Source organism: Lysinibacillus sp. RC79 (assembly GCF_041262405.1).
Taxonomy (GTDB): Bacteria; Bacillota; Bacilli; order Bacillales_A; family Planococcaceae; genus Lysinibacillus.
This window is the reverse complement of sequence record NZ_JBGCCD010000004.1, coordinates 33,824-49,687: the sequence shown is the minus strand read 5'-3', so window position 1 is coordinate 49,687 and position 15,864 is coordinate 33,824. Positions and strand designations below refer to the sequence as shown.

Annotated in this window: 16 protein-coding genes; 7 read left to right on the top strand and 9 right to left on the bottom strand. The window is 36.1% G+C overall.

The genetic code is table 11. The features are described 5' to 3' along the window. The first annotated feature begins 537 nt into the window (after window positions 1-537). Complete coding sequence (locus tag ABH968_RS05175; protein WP_370043145.1) at window positions 538-1,032, top strand: hypothetical protein; 495 nt, start codon at window positions 538-540, stop codon at window positions 1,030-1,032. 327 nt (window positions 1,033-1,359) lie between these two features. Here ABH968_RS05175 and ABH968_RS05170 read toward each other — a convergent pair whose 3' ends face one another. Then, window positions 1,360-1,938 (bottom strand): YdcF family protein, encoded by a 579-nt coding sequence (locus ABH968_RS05170; RefSeq protein ID WP_370042964.1) that lies wholly within the window; start codon window positions 1,936-1,938, stop codon window positions 1,360-1,362. Between the two features lie 109 nt (window positions 1,939-2,047). Further along, complete coding sequence (locus tag ABH968_RS05165; RefSeq protein ID WP_370042963.1) at window positions 2,048-2,467, bottom strand: hypothetical protein; 420 nt, start codon at window positions 2,465-2,467, stop codon at window positions 2,048-2,050. Between the two features lie 892 nt (window positions 2,468-3,359). Between ABH968_RS05165 and ABH968_RS05160 the strand changes: the two genes are divergently transcribed. The 4 genes from ABH968_RS05160 (at window position 3,360) to ABH968_RS05145 (ending at window position 6,321) form a co-directional block, all read left to right on the top strand. After that, entirely contained in the window at window positions 3,360-3,764 is a 405-nt protein-coding gene (locus tag ABH968_RS05160) for a MerR family transcriptional regulator (RefSeq protein ID WP_370043144.1), read from the top strand. Window positions 3,765-3,796: 32 nt separating this feature from the next. Continuing rightward, complete coding sequence (locus ABH968_RS05155) at window positions 3,797-5,125, top strand: hemolysin family protein (protein WP_370042962.1); 1,329 nt, start codon at window positions 3,797-3,799, stop codon at window positions 5,123-5,125. A 172-nt stretch (window positions 5,126-5,297) separates the two neighbouring features. Further along, window positions 5,298-5,702 (top strand): hypothetical protein, encoded by a 405-nt coding sequence (locus ABH968_RS05150; RefSeq protein ID WP_370042961.1) that lies wholly within the window; start codon window positions 5,298-5,300, stop codon window positions 5,700-5,702. A gap of 169 nt (window positions 5,703-5,871) precedes the next feature. After that, window positions 5,872-6,321 carry a helix-turn-helix transcriptional regulator gene (locus tag ABH968_RS05145; protein ID WP_370042960.1) on the top strand — a complete coding sequence of 150 codons (450 nt, stop codon included), beginning with the start codon at window positions 5,872-5,874 and terminating at the stop codon, window positions 6,319-6,321. Between the two features lie 149 nt (window positions 6,322-6,470). On the opposite strand, the gene ABH968_RS05140 is transcribed toward ABH968_RS05145, so the two are convergent. Next, window positions 6,471-6,716: a hypothetical protein gene (locus ABH968_RS05140; RefSeq protein WP_370042959.1), complete on the bottom strand. Its 246-nt coding sequence runs from the start codon at window positions 6,714-6,716 to the stop codon at window positions 6,471-6,473. Window positions 6,717-7,232: 516 nt separating this feature from the next. On the opposite strand from ABH968_RS05140, the gene ABH968_RS05135 reads away from it, so the two are divergent. After that, window positions 7,233-7,967 carry a metallophosphoesterase gene (locus tag ABH968_RS05135; RefSeq protein ID WP_370042958.1) on the top strand — a complete coding sequence of 245 codons (735 nt, stop codon included), beginning with the start codon at window positions 7,233-7,235 and terminating at the stop codon, window positions 7,965-7,967. 34 nt (window positions 7,968-8,001) lie between these two features. On the opposite strand, the gene cyoE is transcribed toward ABH968_RS05135, so the two are convergent. Continuing rightward, a complete protein-coding gene (gene cyoE, locus ABH968_RS05130) occupies window positions 8,002-8,952 on the bottom strand; it encodes a heme o synthase (protein ID WP_370042957.1) in 951 nt (316 codons plus the stop codon). Between the two features lie 328 nt (window positions 8,953-9,280). Between cyoE and proC the strand changes: the two genes are divergently transcribed. Further along, the gene (proC, locus tag ABH968_RS05125; protein ID WP_370042956.1) at window positions 9,281-10,081 is read left to right on the top strand and encodes a pyrroline-5-carboxylate reductase; all 801 of its coding nucleotides are present in this window, start codon (window positions 9,281-9,283) and stop codon (window positions 10,079-10,081) included. A 65-nt stretch (window positions 10,082-10,146) separates the two neighbouring features. Here proC and ABH968_RS05120 read toward each other — a convergent pair whose 3' ends face one another. The 5 genes from ABH968_RS05120 to ABH968_RS05100 form a co-directional block, all read right to left on the bottom strand. Then, window positions 10,147-10,800, bottom strand: a complete 654-nt coding sequence (locus ABH968_RS05120) for an alpha/beta hydrolase (protein ID WP_370042955.1) — start codon at window positions 10,798-10,800, stop codon at window positions 10,147-10,149. Window positions 10,801-11,018: 218 nt separating this feature from the next. Further along, window positions 11,019-11,576: a hypothetical protein gene (locus ABH968_RS05115; RefSeq protein ID WP_370043143.1), complete on the bottom strand. Its 558-nt coding sequence runs from the start codon at window positions 11,574-11,576 to the stop codon at window positions 11,019-11,021. 173 nt (window positions 11,577-11,749) lie between these two features. After that, a complete protein-coding gene (locus ABH968_RS05110) occupies window positions 11,750-13,927 on the bottom strand; it encodes a bifunctional diguanylate cyclase/phosphodiesterase (protein WP_370042954.1) in 2,178 nt (725 codons plus the stop codon). Between the two features lie 542 nt (window positions 13,928-14,469). Continuing rightward, complete coding sequence (locus tag ABH968_RS05105) at window positions 14,470-15,171, bottom strand: tetratricopeptide repeat protein (protein ID WP_370042953.1); 702 nt, start codon at window positions 15,169-15,171, stop codon at window positions 14,470-14,472. Between the two features lie 101 nt (window positions 15,172-15,272). Further along, window positions 15,273-15,755: a thioredoxin family protein gene (locus ABH968_RS05100; protein WP_370042952.1), complete on the bottom strand. Its 483-nt coding sequence runs from the start codon at window positions 15,753-15,755 to the stop codon at window positions 15,273-15,275. Between the last annotated feature and the right edge of the window lie 109 nt (window positions 15,756-15,864).

Here is a 15,864-nt window from a genome sequence, read left to right as displayed (position 1 = left end):
CCTTTTCTTTTATCAATTTCGCCTTGGCGTAATTGCGTCCGGATTTTGAATTGTGCTCAGGCCTGCACAATGCAGGTCAGTTAGCCGTTTTCGCAGGATGTGAAGGTTTTAGGCTAACATCCTTATGCTCATTCCTTTGAAAATCCGTGACATCCGCCGGAGGCTTTGGGCCAACATGATGTTGGTTACTCAGTCGTTGCCACAGGACGTGGCGTTCTTAGACTGAGTTCCTCTATTTCAGCTGGTGCTTGGACATTCAAGGAAAAGAACTCACACCATCATTCATCTAACCACCCTCTGAGGTGAGAGTTTTTTGTACCTGACGCTTCGCTTTCGCTACAAAAACATTTGCTGAATGAAGATAAATTTACTAAATTTTCAGATACTTAAACTTACAATTTCTCGAACATTCTAGTGGAGGTCGCATCGTTGCAAAACCGTCACAATCTGCCGCCTTCATGCCCTTTCTTCATAGTTTTCTTTTCGTTAATATAGTAGTAACAACTTGCAATACTGGAGGGAATACTTGTGAGATGGATGACAAAGGTAGCTTGTATAACATGTCTTTGCGCGCTGCTAGCTGGCTGTGGTGATCGATTATCTGAAATTAAAGAAGCGGTTTCAGGCATAAATTCAGCAGCAGAAACTGCAGCCAGTGCAGTTGGTCGTGATGTACATGCTATACGAGCAATTGCCATTAACTATAAAGATACATCTTTTACGGTTAATGACCTGTTTAAAACTATTTTACGTGACGTACGCTGGGATTATGACGCTGAAAAAAGTGAGCTTCATGTGAGAGGCACATGGCAAGCACCACTATTTTCTGATCAGCAGTGGGATGATACAATGAAAAAACAACTAGCAGAAACAGGTGTAGTCAAGGTTACGTGCACTTTTGAGAACAATAAAATTGATAGCGCTCTCACAAATGTAACACTTATTTTTAATAACGAAACGATTCTAGAAATGACTGGCGAAGACGCACTTCATCACATATATGATACATTTTTACAAAAACAAACTCCGTAGCTTTTAATCAAGGCAGTTTTCTCAAAGATTGTTACTGTTTTTTTAAAAAAAGGCAGATTTAATCTACAAAACGTGTAGATTAAATTCTGTCTTTTTGTTTTGATATTTCGTGAATCGAAAATTTAACTAAAGCACCCCGTTTATCAAGTTAGAACAGTTCCCTAAGAAGGTTAATGGAATGTCTTCCGTATAGCAATAGTTCACAACGTTTATGATTGAGCTATATCTGTTTGGAAAAATGACTACATCGGCTGGATCGCCTGTTTTTGTTTAATTGTAAGTGTCATTGTCTAGTTGCAGCTTATTCTAGGCTGTTATTCTGTGATGCTAGGTGAGGATATGTATTTTTTCTAAATAATACTTCACGATAGCTAAATATTCTCTGGAGTAGTACTTAATACGAAATTCAGATGGTGTTGCAGCTGGTAAGCCGGTAACGTTAAGTCCTAAATCTTCACCAATGGATTCGGCTCGATATAGATGGAATCGATTTGTCACAACTACAACTGTGGAATCTTTGTCTATGAAATCCATTGAATACTGAAAGTTTTCAAGAGTGCGAGTAGAATTGGATTCGGTGATGATTCGTTGTTCATCAATACCTAATTGCATTAATGATTCTTTAATTACAGAAGCTTCAGACACAATTTCGTCCTGCCCCTGGCCACCAGAAGCGATTGCAATTGTATTTGGATTTTCTTTTAAGTATGCAGCTGCGGTCGTGATGCGCTCTAACAGCAGACTAGACGGTTGATCCCCCGATAAACGTGTACCTAAAATAATGAGGTAATCTGCATTTTCTTTCGCAGTATCTTTGCCTTGAGACACGATAAGTAAGTGTAGGCAAAGGAAAAAAACAAGTACTGCCGCGAGCAATATAGTGATAAGCTTGAATACCTTCTTCATAATAACCTCCTTATACACTGTAACGATTGACATTATATAAATTATCGGTAGCAAATTTCAATATATGAGATTGTTTTTTTAAGGCTTTTCTAAAAGATCGTTGCTATTACTACCCTTTATATCTTTTCTTAAATAGTCTGTGGAATAAATATAAAACGACAGTTAATAAGCTCAGAATAGAAAATTGTATTGTTGATGTCCAAAATATAAATATAACATCTGCGCCTAAAAAAATCTCGCCCGGTGGCAGTTCTTTAGAGGGCGAAGGGAACAAAATTATAAAGGAAGAAATAATAACAGAACAAAAGAATCCTAAATATATAGAAAGTAAGTATTTGTGGAATTCTAATTTAAATTTTATTAGCAAAAAGAAAATATAAATAGGTACAATAACAAAAGGAAAAATAAGAAGTTGCAAAAGAATCGAATCATAAAAAAACACTTGAGCAAAGCAAACAATAACAACGTATGCGATAGATACTATTGCATAGTTTATATTATTCATTTCATCCTCTACGATTAAATTCATACAACACACTATCCTCTCCTTTTAATCTTAATAATCCAATCTGCTTTATAGTAAGACGAACAGAATGGTGTGATGTTCCAATTTTTCTTCACCTAACCTGCACTATTAAGTGAAGAAACAACAATCTTTTAGAAAACATCCTTAAACAAACAAATAATTATGTCCTACTAAATGATGTAGGGTTTTTCGGCAAAACGAGTGGTCGATTTCCGTTCCGGCTGGGCACTTTCCCCGGGGCGACCGATGAACCCCAAGGAGTCGCCCAGCCTCCACTCCAACCACTTTTATACAACATACATCTTCAGGCATGTCACTTTAGTTTATAATGAAAACGAAACTTCAGTAAGAAATTTTTGTGCGAAAGAGCAGCGACAGTAGATGTACAATCGCATCACTGTTATAAGTCTATTCGGTTCGATTATAATGAGTAGCCATAGCGTTTACTTTTAAAATGCATAAAATTTATAAAAGTTCTATGCTATTGTTGATTGGAGTGGAAGGCTACTAGAGTGCTCCTGTCGCTTCGCTCTCGTCGCAGAGCAAAGTTTCCCGTAGTGAAAGCGAGACAGACGAGACCCTACACTGAGCGGAGGAAGCGGCTCGGGCGCTCGCCCACAGGAAAGCGAGTAGCCTGGAACTGAAGTCAACCCTCGTTTTGCCGAAGAGTCGTATTTTATTTAACATGACAATTTTATTGACTTATTGTTTTTCAAGGACATCTAGCTTTTCTAACATTTAGTTGTTAGGAAAGCTATTTTTATGTTCATCCAGCAAATAAGCCCCTCCCCCAAAAGAAATCTTACAATTTCGAAATATTGGACTCTCTTATTTGAAACCGACCAACCCGGCAAGTTATAATCAAAGTATCACGTGATGGTTTGGAGGTGTTTGCATTGGGACAGAGAGATTAAAAATTGGCGAGCTTGCAGAAAAAACAGGTATTACCAAAAGAACAATCGATTATTATACAAACATTGGCTTATTAGAAGCTGAACGTTCTGCATCCAATTATCGCTACTATGCCCCTGCAATGATTGAACGACTTCATATTATTGAGCAACGCAAACAGCAAGGTCTTTCACTCATAGATATACAACATGAACTAAACATCACTCCGCATGAAGAAATCGATGTACAAATGCTACGTGTAAAAATGCAAAACTTAGAGCAGGATGTAACTTTTCTACTTGAACAAATAAACAAACAAGACAATAAAGATATTGAAAAGATTAAAAAAAATGTTTCTACCGAAAGTATTGCACTCATGCAATCTTTACTTTTACTTATTCATAATTAGGAGGTGACGTTCTGTTCATACAGAACGACTATTTGGAGACCATACTCAACTTATCGATTTTCACCATTTTATTAGCTTTAACTGGCTTTTTCGTGGCAACGGAATTTGCTATTGTAAAAGTACGTTCCTCAAGGCTTGACCAATTAATTGCGGAGGGCAATAAGAGAGCCATTTCTGCAAAGTATGTTGTCAATCATTTAGACGAGTACTTATCTGCCTGTCAGCTTGGTATTACTGTAACAGCGCTTGGTATCGGGATGGTTGGTGAAAAAACCTTTGAATTTATGCTACACCCTCTTTTTAACTTGATTGGCATTTCAGATAAATATATGACGATCTTTACAATTGGTAGTGCTTTTGCCATTGCAACATTTTTACATGTTGTTATCGGGGAGTTGGCACCAAAAACTGCTGCGATTCAAAAGGCTGAAACGATTACACTCCATTTTGCCAAACCTATTATGTTGTTCTATAAAGCGATGTATCCATTTATCTGGTTCTTGAACGGCTCAGCTCGAGTATTAATTGGCATATTTGGTATGAAGCCAGCTTCAGAGCATGAGTTATCGCATACAGAGGAAGAATTACGATTACTGCTATCTGAAAGCTTTGAAAGTGGTGAAATCAATAAAACAGAGCTAAAGTTTGTAAATAATGTCTTTGAATTTGATGAACGGATCGCTCGTGAAATTATGGTTCCTCGAACAGAGATAATTGGAATTGAAAAAAATGAATCTTTTACAAATATGATTCATTTTATCGCCGAAGAAAAATATACTCGTTATCCTGTTTATGATGGTGATCGTGATAATATTTTAGGCTTTATCAACGTTAAGGAATTGTTTACACACGGTTTGCTTGAGCAACTTACAGACGATTCATTAATCCTTGAAGATTTCATTAATCCTGTCATACGAGTAATTGAAACGATTCCAATTCAAGAATTACTTGTGCGTATGCAAAAAGAGCGAATTCATATGGCCATTTTAATGGATGAATACGGCGGGACATCGGGGCTTGTAACAGTCGAGGATATTTTAGAAGAAATTGTAGGTGAGATTCGCGATGAGTTCGATGATGATGAAATTGCAGAAATCCGAAAAGTAAGTGACCATCACTATATTTTAAATGCAAAAATGCTCATTGAAGATGTTGAAAAACTATTAAATGTAACACTTGAAGCAGAAGAAGTCGAGACATTGGGCGGTTGGTTTTTAACAGTAAATAATGGCATTAAAGCAACTAAGAATATTGAGTTGGCCCCATATATATTTAGTATTTATGAGCAGCAAGGCCATCGGATTCATTACATCGAAGTCCGTCCCCTTCGCAATATATTACCTACTGTTTTAGAAGCATAATCTGACTGAACGATACGGTTCTCTTAATAGTTTATAACAATTTTAGCTTCACTAGTATCATTCAAATAGGGCCATTCTAGTTTTTCCAAATACTTTTTTCTTATTCCATTATTAGGCATATCCATATATAATAAATATATGGATATGATTCTATTTTCAGGGGGCATTACATATGAAATTGTTTAAACTATATCATTCGGACGGTATTCATATTATTACCGACGTCAAAAAACACAAAACTAACATTGAATTAAAAACAATTACAGGTGAAGTATTATATATTATCGTCGTAACAGATGAAAACTACACTGTGTACGATGATCGCTTTGCTGGTGCTTCAAAGCAATTAAATTCTGTGGAGGCATTTGATATTGACGGAAACTTCCGTAGCTTAGATTTTGATAATATGCGTTCACTCTTCAAAGAGGCATTTACGAAGCTATTACAAGAGATTGCAGAATGTGTCAATGAAAATGATGAGCTAGTAGATATTGATACACTACGTCATAAAATAAGCGCTCAAATTAAAGGTATCCATTTCCGCGTTATTTCTGACACGAAAAAATACGAAATATAAACATCTAACAGACTGTCCAATGAATAGATTGCAGACAGTCTGTTTTTTTACGTTTCAATTATTATTACTTTACTCTTAATTTAACCACAGTTACCCGCGAAACAAAAAACATCTCTTAGTACTTTCATGTATAATAGTATTTAACTATCTGGAAGAAAGGGTGTTTTGGATGGATCGTGAACAATTAATCACACTTATTTCAGAAAAACTGAAATTAATCCGTACCGAAAAAGATTTAACACAGGATCAGATGAGTGATTTACTCGGGCTCTCTAAAAAAACACTTGTTCAAATTGAAAAAGGTCGTATTTATACTGGCTGGACTACAACGGTTGCGGTTTGTGCATTATGCCGGGAAAGCTCAATTTTACAGCATGAGCTTGGCGGGGATCCACTTGAAGTTGCCGACTTAATCGCTAATAACGGAACCTTACAACCTAAGGAAAAAACGATGGGTGGATACATATGGTGGAAAAATCTTAGCGAGTACAATGGTTATCGCCTACAACAAAACGTCATTAGTCAGCATTTTCGAATTTTAGATACAGAAAACTATCGACTACTATCAACATTCGACGAGTCAATAGTACAGCAAGTATGGGAAAATCTTCAGGAATAACTCAATTATGCCTCGGCATAATTGCGTCCAGAATCGGCTTTGTGCTTAGGCTTGCATAAGGGCCGACACGATGTCGGTCATTTCGGCAATGCCACAGGACGGGCGTTTTACTTCGGCTCTTCTATCCACGACTTTACTGGTTCTATCCATCACTTTGCCTTTTCTATCCGTCGCTCCGTCTTCAGACTGAGTTCCTCTATTTCAGCGGATGTTTGGACACCCGCTGAAAAGTGACTTAAAACCGCATTCATCTCACCACCTATAGAGGTGAGAGACTTCTGTAGCTGACGCTTCGCTTTCGCTACCAAAACACTTGTAGCTGACGCTTCGCTTTCGCTACCAAAACACTTGCTGAAAAAAGTTAAATACTGTACTTTCGCATAGCGTAGCAGCATTACATCCAAATACTTCTACTTATGCGCGAGTAGTACTAGGATTGCAAGAATATTTGTTAATGCTGCACTTGCACCACCACCTTTCTCCATTCGCCCTTTTTCTTTATTTATTGCTTACTCTCACCTCTCTTAGCTCTTTTCATAATGCCATTACATCCATGCCTTAAATTTCCATCACCTTACCTCCTATAAAGATGGATTTTCTGTTCTATTATTACTCCTTAGCTACTTAAACCATCACTGAATACATTAAAAAATGGCATCACTATATTCTTCATAATCTTATTGAAATGGCTGTAGTAAATAATTCTCTCCCTTCGCTATTTCAACACTATAGACAAATGAATAAGGAAATGGAATCACTTCGTCATATGATAAAATGTAGCTAGAAACCGATAGAATGAAGTGATAACTTTTCATTCAAACTTTTGGTTAAAAGTTACATTAGTCGAAATTTGTAAAACTATTCTCTATACTTAATAATAGCTTCTCTAATACTGGAAAGGATGCTCTTTTATGGATCGAATACTAGCAATTAGTGATATACATGGGGAATTAGAACTTTTTGAAGAATTATTATTACAAGCTAATTATGCTACTATGCAAGATCAACTATTTTTACTTGGTGATTATATTGATCGAGGACCTGCATCTTGTGGCGTTTTAAACTTAGTGGGAGAATTGCAAGCAAAAGGTGCACGTGTTCTACTAGGAAATCATGAAGCCATTATGCTAAAAGCATGTCGCTCTGGTCATCCTAAGCCCTGGAATCATTGGGTGGGACTTTGCGGTGGTGATGCAACACTTGCAAGCTATGGTTATCAGTTAGACGATTTTAAAGAAGCCATTGAAAATGATACATTACCTAGCTTTATTCAGACCTTACCAAAGCTCGAAGAACATTTACAGCTTATCGAAACCTTTGATACTTACATCGAATTAGAGGATGCCATTTTTGTACATGGCGGTGTTGTTCCTGGAGTAGCTTTAGCAGAGACGGATCCCATACAATTTTTATGGATTCGTGAAGAATTTCATGTAGGTTATCAAGGCGAGAAAACTGTAGTCTTTGGTCATACACCTACCTACAGACTTCACCAAAGTCCAACTGATTACAGTGTCTATTTTGGTGAAAATAATATTATTGGGATTGATGGTGGAGCTGTTTTTGGAGGTAAGTTACACGCATTAGAATGGCCAAGTCGTCAAATAATCTCTGTGGAAAAGGAAAAGCCAACAAGTGTAGAATAACCTGTTGGCTTTTCGTGCTGATGAAGATAAAGCTTTAATACAATTTAAAAATAACACCTACTAAAGAGTACACAATAACCGTTGTAAATAAAATGGTCATATGGATAAGTGAGAAAACAAACATTTTTGTCGCCCACTTTATTTGATCTTTATTACTATGATAACCGTAAATACTCATCACAAGCCAGGCAATGCTTAGCAATAGAGCAACAAGCATAATGCCAACACTTAATGTGCCAAATAAAAAGCTTGATAATATTAATAAGATTAAATAAAAGTTCGATTGATAATAAGTACGACGCATCCCTTTTACAACTGGAAGCATTGGAACGTTTGCCGCTTCGTAATCAGCATGCTTACGAATGGCAATAGCATAGAAATGAGGCATCTGCCAAATAACCATAACTAAAAATAGGCCAAGTATCGCAGGATGTGTAATATCAGTAGAAACTGCAGCCCAACCAATTAAAGCTGGAACCGCCCCACCTATACTCCCTATTTCCGTATTATAAATCGTGCGACGTTTTGTCCACATTGTATAAGGTACTACATATAAAAATACTCCTAATAGACCAAATCCTGCAGCTAGTGGAGAAGCGAGTGCCAACACAGCTGCCCCGAGAATGAGCATGGCAAAAGCTAAAGTTAACGCTGATTTAGCTGACATTTCACCAGTTACAGTTGGTCGACTTTTCGTACGAGGCATTATAGCGTCAATGTCTCGGTCATACACATTATTAAATGTTCCAGCAGCACCAATAACAAGTGCTGAGCCAATCGTTGTGAAAATAATTTCAGGTATACTCTCTACAAAAGTCATTTTATTTTTGTACATACCTAGCGTTAATCCAGCCCACATAGGAATTAAATTGGATTTAATGATTCCTGTTTTTACTGTCTGCGCTAAAATAGAAGAGCGTGAGGACTTCTCCAATGACTTCTTGGAAGGTTGTTGTTTATGCTCCGTTTTTAGATTTTGTCCCATTCATCTTAATTCCTTTTCTCTCTTAATTTCTACACGCTTTACCATTAGAAAGCGACAAATTTTGTATTAGACATATCAAATTATTATTCTACCTCTTTTGATAGAGTCTGTCTCAATGTTCACATAAAGTACATGATTTTCTTTATTCTTTTATTTTCTACCTAATGAAAATAGAGATACACGTTCATTCACAACATCTTCTATGATACCACCGACTGACGTGAATTTGAACCTAATTGGCTTGATTCTTTACATATTACTATTCAAGTAAAACAATCTACTCTATACTAAGGTGTATGTTTTAACTATATGAAGGAGTGTCTACCACGTGAAATACGGATTTATCGGCCTTGGGAATATGACTACGGCCATTATTAAAGGAATGTGTAAAAGCGGAGATTTTGATCCTACTTTTATTTATGGCCATAATCGTACCAAAGCAAAAACAACAAAATTAGCAACCTCTTACGGTATTCAAGCCGTAAGCTCTATTGAAGATATTATGTCAAATTGTGACGTCATTATCCTCGGTGTTAAACCCCAAATGTTACCAGATGTTTTACCAGAGGTGAAAAAGCATTTACAAGACAACCATGTCATTGTTTCCATTGCTGCAGGTAAAAATATTTCATATTTTCAAGGTTATCTATCTGAAGTAACCCCTATTATTCGTGTAATGCCAAATATTAATGCGCTTATTGGTGCCTCTACAAGCTGCTATACAGCGAGTGAAGAAGTACCAGATGTGCAGCTTCAGCATGTCATTTCACTGTTTGAAACAGTTGGCACAATAATTGAGGTGCCTGAACACTTATTTTCCATATTTACAACGATTGGTGGTGCTTCTCCAGCCTTCACCTATATGTATATTGACGCTTTAGCACGTGCTGCTGTACGTGAAGGGATGCCAAAAAGCATGGCGCTTGATATTGCAGCAAATGCAGTACTCGGCAGTGCAAAAATGATTATACAATCACAGGAACATCCCTGGGCACTTGTAGATCAGGTATGCTCACCGGGAGGGACAACTATTCAAGGTGTATCCTCATTACAAAGCAATCATTTTGAAACAACGATTCACGATGCAGTAGCTGCCGTGACTGACAAAGATCGAAGCTTATCAAAATAACTCTTGATTGATTTACTAAAGAATAAAAACGAAACCGAGACATCCTATATGTCTCGGTTTTCATTTTATTGAATATTACCTTGTAATTCCTGTGCCAAAAATGCAGTTAGATCACGGAAATTTTCTGGTGTCACACCATGACCATCTGGATATTGTTTAAATGTCACAGTAGCACCAAATTGCTCAAATTTTTCTTTACTTTCAACGCCCCATTGTGACGGGATGACATAATCAAAATCACCATGAGAAATAAATGCATGTAAATGATTGACTGGGCGAATAGCAAATTCCTCTGTTACGAATTTTGGAGTGTAGCCGCTTAATGCTACAATTCCTGTAATTAAATTCCCCATTGCAAAAGCAAGTGACTGTGCCAAAACTGCCCCTTGACTGAATCCAAGTACGTACACTTTATGTGGATCAATTTGATATTCATCAATAGCCTCTAGAACAAATCGTTGTAGAGCAACTAATACTTTATCAAAAATTTCGCGGTCTGGTTTACCAACCTCCTGGATTGTGAAAAAAGCATAGCCAGGCTTTTGCGTAATAGGTCCGCGTAAGCTAAAAACATGGCATTGCTCTTTAAATTCCTGCACTAATTGCGGTAAATCATCTTCATTGCTACCCATTCCATGTAATAAAAAAATCGCTGGATATTTTTTATTTGGGTCCATATTCGTTGGTTGTGTATGTTTAAATGTAAATGGTGTATTCATTATAAAATTCCTTTCAGGTGAACTTAGTGTCACCTTATTATACTGCATAAGATATTAGCTATCATTATTAATAAACTATAGGCCCTTCGCCATATTGTGGGTTGATTTCCGTTCCGACTGGGCGCTTTCCTGGGGGCGTTCAGTCGGAACGGAAATCAACTTATATACATGACATACGTTTTAACAAATGTCACCCCAATTTTTAGTGATGAGCCAAACTATATTATTTCTGTTTTATTAATAATCCCATCTGTGTGATAGGCAATATAGCCATTAATTATGCGAATCGTTTCTTGTGGATCAGCGTTAAATAGCACTTTTGATTGCTCTGGTGTTGAGACAAGTACCGTTAATAAATCTACGCGCATTGAATGTCCCGCAGAGCTATAAGCATAATCGTAAACAATATCTTCCTCTGTCACATTGTCTGTCACATACTGCGTATGAAACAATTCTATAGCGGCATCCAATTGTTCTGCGACCTGCTGACGAATACGCATTTGATGCATCAATAGCTCTTCCTCAAGTACAGAGGTCTTTAACCACTCTTTCTTTTCGAGCATCTTCAAAAATTCTTTTTCCCAAACTTGCTCACTTTCAGTAAAATACAGCATATTCATCATTAACCTATCCCAAAAGTCAATTTGAGATTGTGCTGATTTACGCTGCATCTCTATTACTTCTTTAAAGTGCTCCTCAACCTTTGTAATATTCATATTGCGCACTAAATGATTACATACATTTTCAATAAATTTATTTGCCACTTCTTGTGCCATCAAAAAAACCCGTCCTTTATATCTACAAATCATTTCTCCACTATCATATCATGATTGTAGAATATAAAGAAATGGGTAACGTTTTATCTGCCATATAGGCTGGGCATAGATTTACATAGCTAACAAAAAAACATCCTCGTCATAAGACAAAACAAGGATGTTGTATGAACACTTTATGCTTCAGAAGCAGTAATTGAATCTAAAATATACTTTGCCTCATTGTGAAGTGTTTGGTAGTTCTCCTGTAATAAATTTGGAGGTATTGGTTTACTGAATAAGAAGCCCTGTACAGTATCACATTTGCTTTCTATTAGATATGATAGCTGTTCGATCTCTTCTATCCCTTCTGCAACTACCTTTAACTGTAGATGCTTTGCCATAGAGAGAATCATGTCAACTAATGCCTTGTCTGTAGAGTTCGATTGTATTTTCTGAACGAAAGACCGATCAATTTTCAAGCAATCTATAGGAAAATCCTTTAAATAAGATAATGACGAATAGCCTGTCCCAAAATCATCTACTGCGATCGTAACCCCAAGTGCCTTCAATTTGTGTAAGATCGTCGTCATATGATCAATATTGATGGTCATACTTTCTGTGATTTCTAGCTGCAAATATTTCGGCTCTAATTGTGTTTTCTCAAGAACATTATGAATAATTTCAACTAAATTTTGCTGAAAAAGTTGACCTAATGACAGATTGACCGCTACTTTAATGGGTGGCAATCCAGCTGCTTCCCAACTCTTTACTTGTTTACAGGCTGTTTCTAGTACCCATTGTCCTATAGGAACTATTAATCCCGATTCCTCAGCAATTGGAATAAAGACTCCCGGCGAAATCCAACCCTTTTTCGGATGCTGCCATCTGACTAAAGCCTCTACTGACTTAATTTGGCCAGTATGTAAATCTAGTTGCGGTTGATATTCTAAAAAAAGCTCTTGATTAGCTAATGCATCATGTAAATCATTTTCTAATAAAAGTCGTTCAGTCATTTCATTTGATATTGAAGACTCATAAAACCGTATACGTGTTGGCGTTTTCTGTGCTTCATGCATGGCATAAAGTGCAAATCTAATAAGTTCCTCTTCCCTACAAGAATCTGTTGGAAATAAAGCAATACCTATATTTAATTGACTATTTAGAGAAAAATGTTGTATTTGGAATGATTCTTCCATGACAAATTGAAGCTGTTGACTTAGTTGGATCAATTGATGAGTATTATTCACCTCATCAATATAAACGACAAAATAATCTTCTCTCAGTATGCATAGTAGATATTTCTCTGGTAAAACATTTTTCAATCTTTGCGCGATAAGACCTATCATTTGGTCTGCATATGTACTGCCTAAAGACGCTTTAATAGCAGAAATTCTTTCTATACCGATAGCAAGAATTGCCTTTTGTGAATTAGATATGTATAAATCTTTTTTTAATAATTCCATCAAAAAACGTTCATTTGGTAAATTCGTAATCTCATTATGATACGCCATATAATGCATCTTTTCACGAGATTCTTCTAAATGCTCTTGTGTATCAACTAACTGCTTAAAAGGTTTTTCGATAGATGAAAAATAAATAGCTCTAAATAAAAGATAAAATGCACATAACTCAAACATATGTCCTATGAAGTTTTTCATATCATAAACATCTTGATACATTGTATAAAGAAAATCACTCATTATTAAATAAAACGAACTACATAATAATAAAAATATAATTTTAGGTGCTTTCTTAAAATTTTTAAGTAATAGAACCATAATCACCAAATGAAGCGCTACAGCTGTATATTGTAAAGTATTTTTTAAAACGGTAGGACCTTTACCTTCTATCATAAGAGGTGGCAAAATAGGCGTTGGAGCATAAAGAATGCCAAAACAACTAATGATTATTACAAATGGCAAACTGTAAATTAACCAGCGATAAATTAATTTGATTTCCTTCTCCTTGACAAAATAAATACAAAGAAAACCAATCGATAATAGTAATCGACCAAGCATATAAAACCAAGTTGCCGCATACGGTGTACTTTCAGTTATGAAGAACGGCATTCCTGTATAGGTGAGTGTATGTGCCATTTCTATGAAGCTAATTGTTAAAAATAATGCCCCGACATAGAGGACTCTATTAGATAAAATATACGGTGATATTAACCACGTCTGAATCGAGATAGACATCGTCACCACAATGATGAGAATTTCCATCATTAAATGAATCGTAGGGTAGTTGTTCTCTCCAAATATTCCATAAAATTCATCACTACCTAATCCAATTACGATTAAGAAAGTCATTGATAATAGGATGAATTGAATGATGTGCCTCACGAACGGAAAATCCTCATTAAATTTCCACATTTAACCCCCTCCTTTGATCTCAAAATTTTTACAAAAAGCAGATTTCACTCAGCTTGAAGTTCTAAAACAAAAGAGTTTTACCTTAGATAAATCATGATATTTCTTTCTGTTCCACTATTTAACAAAGAAATTTTGGCATAATTATACTATAAGATTACCATTAAATAGCGACTTTTCAATCAAAACTCAAAACCGAATAGAAAAAGGGATAAATAACAAAAAAATAGGCTTATTATCATAAAATATTGTTTAATTCTGTTTGACTGAGCACCTTCATTTTGACGTCCATTAGTCACTTGAGTTAACGTGCGACTGCGAAGTACTAACGGAGCGACAGCAACAACAGTTTTTTTGTGCGAAAGCGTAGTGCTAACGAAGCGACAGCAACAAGCGTCTGTCTGGAGGCATTATCACAGAACGTGATACTTTTAGACTTCGTTCCTCAGGTCAGATTTCAGCAAAAAAAAGACGTCTCAACTTATTGAGACATCTTCTGACGCTTCGCTTTCGCTACCTAAACATTTGCTGAAAGAAGTTAAATGTTATGAAAATACATAGTTATCCATATTATCGATTGTATTTTGTATAGCATCTTTTAATGATCGCTGATGCTCGCCACAAACGTCTAGTGCTTCCTCTAATGTAATCGCAGCATTTGCCATAAACGGTGCCATCTGCAAATCCTTCGCTAATTGAATAAGAACAAGTGCTTTATTCCATTTCCAACGCGCATTTTTTGGATCTAAGTTAATAGCTTGCTCTAAGTAGCCAAGTGCATCGAATGGCAACCACCCAAAGCGATGCATCGTTTGACCTGTGATCCCCCAATATAACGCCTTGTTCGGGTTTTCTTTTACTGCTTGTCTAAAACAATGGACACTCTCGTTGTAATGATGTGCAAACAAAAACAGTTCACCTTGTGTAAAATAGGATTGTGCCTTTTCATTTGAAGTACCTGTTGTCGCTACATCCTCAAGTTCTTTAACACGCTCTGAAAACTCTGTTTCATCTTTTATCGCACGAATTTCGACGACGGTATCCGATTCAGGATAACTTTCATCCGCTCGTTCTTCATGTTGGGTTTCAACAACTAGTGCAGTCTTTGGATAGCTAGCAAAATCATACTCTTCTAATAATTTAATATATTTATAAGCTAACGCTTTCTCGTTTTCATCTGTAACTTGCTTAGCCGCCTCATAACACTTCATTAGCTCACCATTATAAAAATAATCATCCATTGTCATTCAATATTCCTCCAATGTACAACTCTTCAGTATATTTAGTATACACTACAAAAATAAAAAAGACTGATCAAAAATAACTTTTGATACAGTCTCAGCTTTACTTATTTTTTTAATACTTCTTTATTTAAAAATGTACGCAAATCTTCTTCTGATAACGCACCTACAAAACGATTAACCTCTTTACCACCTTCAAAGCGTATAAAAGTTGGTGTCGCTTTAATATGGTATTGATCCCATAAATCTTGGTTATATTCATAAACATTTATTTGGGCAATATCAACGCCAAGCTCCTTAGCAATAGGCATTAGCTTGGGTGTAAAAGCTTTACAGTGTACACATACTGGACTGAAGAAATAAGCATTTACATCTTCACCTGCCGCCAATCTTTTTTCAAGCTCATCGGGTAACATAATGTTTTGATAATTTTTGTCATCCAATTGATCAATTGTTTCTTGTTTCAGTTCTTTGTCGCCATAAGGATTATTTGCACTTGCTAATTTACTGTTGTTCGATACATTTGTTAGCACAATAATTGCTACAAATAACAAAACAATAACTGAGCCAATAATAAGTAATTTTTTCACTAGAATGTGTTCCTCCTTTTTTACACTAAAAACCCTAGTTTTAGTGTATTCGCGATTGATTATAAATGGTTTTTAAATCCTAGTAAACTAATTAGTCTTTGAAAATAAG